Origin of the sequence: Okeania sp. SIO2C9, from assembly GCF_010672455.1 — a bacterium.
In the GTDB taxonomy this organism is placed as follows: Bacteria; Cyanobacteriota; Cyanobacteriia; order Cyanobacteriales; family Microcoleaceae; genus Okeania.
Genome location: NZ_JAAHGO010000194.1, coordinates 1 through 2,147 on the forward strand (window position 1 = coordinate 1; position 2,147 = coordinate 2,147).

3 protein-coding genes are annotated in these 2,147 nt (G+C 35.6%); 2 read left to right on the plus strand and 1 reads right to left on the minus strand.

Annotated elements, in window-relative coordinates:
• Both F6K23_RS40185 and F6K23_RS40190 read left to right on the plus strand, forming a co-directional pair.
• On the plus strand, window positions 1-912 hold a 912-nt coding region (locus F6K23_RS40185; RefSeq protein WP_293166761.1), incomplete at its 5' end, for an MATE family efflux transporter.
• A 12-nt stretch (window positions 913-924) separates the two neighbouring features.
• Complete coding sequence (locus F6K23_RS40190; RefSeq protein ID WP_293166763.1) at window positions 925-1,608, plus strand: sulfotransferase family 2 domain-containing protein; 684 nt, start codon at window positions 925-927, stop codon at window positions 1,606-1,608.
• Window positions 1,609-1,717: 109 nt separating this feature from the next.
• On the opposite strand, the gene F6K23_RS40195 is transcribed toward F6K23_RS40190, so the two are convergent.
• Entirely contained in the window at window positions 1,718-1,909 is a 192-nt protein-coding gene (locus tag F6K23_RS40195) for a hypothetical protein (protein ID WP_293166765.1), read from the minus strand.
• Window positions 1,910-2,147: the final 238 nt, after the last annotated feature.

Genomic DNA, 2,147 nt, shown 5'->3' on the forward strand with positions numbered 1-2,147 from the left:
TGTTGTACAGTGGTATCAATGGTAAGTAATGGAGTTATCCGAGCTTTAGGCAACACCGCAGTTCCTAGTTTGATTATGACTCTTGCTGCTGTTATAAAGATTTTGCTGAGTTCTTTACTTATTTTCGGAGGGGGCTTCTTTCCGGTAATGGGGTTTAAAGGAGCTGCATTAGCCACTGTGATTTCACGAGCAACATCTATGCTAGCTTCTTTAGCATTTCTCTATTATCGGGAACAGATGTTGCTTTTCACCTTTCCCAAGGTAAAAGAGGTTTGGAAAGATTGGAAAAATCTTCTTCATGTTGGGTTACCAACAGCATTAACTAATATGATTACTCCTGCTTCCATAGGCTTTATTACAAGTTTGATAGCATCCTATGGTTCTGAGGCTGTTGCTGGTTTTGGTATAGCTTCGCGGGTAGGTACTTTGGCTTTAATAGGATTAATTGGCTTATCAGTTGGTATCGGTCCGTTTGTTGCTCAGAACTGGGGGGCTAAAAAGTACGAGAGAGTTAAAAGAGCGCTAAGTTTAAGTTTTTTGTTGTGTTTTAGTTGGAGCATATTAACAATCGCCTTTTTTTTTGTTACTGCACCTCAAATTGTCTCTATATTTGAAAATAATCCCTCCGTAGTTGAGGTAGCTACAGCCTATTTAAAGATTATACCACTTAGCTATGGAGCCTTAGGCATTACTCTTGTCTGTAGTTCAACTTTTAATGCTCTTGGAAAACCGCTAATATCTTTGGTTATAACCATAACACGTATATTACTTCTTTATATACCATTAACATATATTGGCAGTCACTTTTTTGGTGTTTATGGTGTTTTTTGGGGATTGTTTATTTCAAATATTATAATTGGTCTAGGTGTCTTGATATGGATAAATACTAATTTCAAGATGTCTATTCTTTAAAAATGACTAGCTATGATTGTCTCAATTCATATTCCCAAGACAGCCGGAACAAGTCTTAGATGTGCTTTGTCCAAAGAGTTTGGTCAGCAACTACTGTTAGATTATGGTCGAAATAATCCAGATAGTACATTGGAGCTTAAGTTCAGAAAATTCCTCATACAACATCCCAATTTAAGTTTCAATAAATCCATCATTAATTATCAGTATAGAATTATACATGGTCACTTTAAAGCAGATAAATATAAACAGATTACTTCTCATGCTAAATATACGGTTTTCTTCAGAGATCCTATTAGTAGAGTAGTTTCCCACTATTTTTATCTAAAAAAACAAAAGGACAAGATTCTTCCTTTGCGCGACATGATAAGAGATAACCAATTATCCTTAAAAGAATTTTGTCAATTAGAATTTATCAAGAATTATTATCAAAGATTTGTAACAAAATTCATTGAAATAGAGGACTTATCTTTTGTAGGATTAACTGAATACTACGAAGAAAGTATAAGACTTTTTAATAGAATTTTTCACACAAATCTTGAAGTACTTTTTCTTAACCAAGGTGTGGTCAAAGATTACGATAGTATTATAAACCATATGGGAATCTACTCAGAAATAAAAGAATCTCAAAAAGAAAATCAATTAATTTATGATCAAGCTAGAATAAAGTTTGATAGACTTCGTCAAGAATATCTATAGAACTCATTATTCGTTTCTCGCCAACTCGATAAAATCTAGGATTAGCTTCAGTTTTTACCGTGAGCTTTGCTCGTTTTTCTGTAAAATCCTCCTCGCCAACTAAATAAGCTTAAGTAGTTTCAGAGCTGTTTTTTTCCTCGGGAGTTTTAGCTTTCTTCTCAAACACTTGCACCCCTGGTTGTTGCAGAACAAAACCTTGGTCAGTTTCTTCTCCCAGCTTGCCGCTAATCGCAGCCACCCACTGGGGATAATTAGCCGCTGCCTGCTCCATTTTTTTCCAGGTTTTTGGTTTGACACTCACCTGCACTATTAAGCCGGCCTAAATATAGGGTTCGTGCGACCAAGTGCAGCCTAGCTCTGAAACCCTTACTGAACAAAGCATACAGAGATTGAATCCGAATTATGAAGCGTACACCAAAGTATAAGTTACATAAATGTTTTTTTGACAGGCTCTATGGCGAAAAACATTGCCTAAAATAGAAGCCCGCATATCTTTAAGTAAGTCTATCAAAGCCTTGTAACTACGTGGTGATTTGTAA

Bases quoted from the DNA above. Each gene is read 5' to 3' on its own strand.
- F6K23_RS40190 (WP_293166763.1), top strand. From the start codon at position 925: ATGATTGTCTCAATTCATATTCCCAAGACAGCCGGAACAAGTCTTAGA.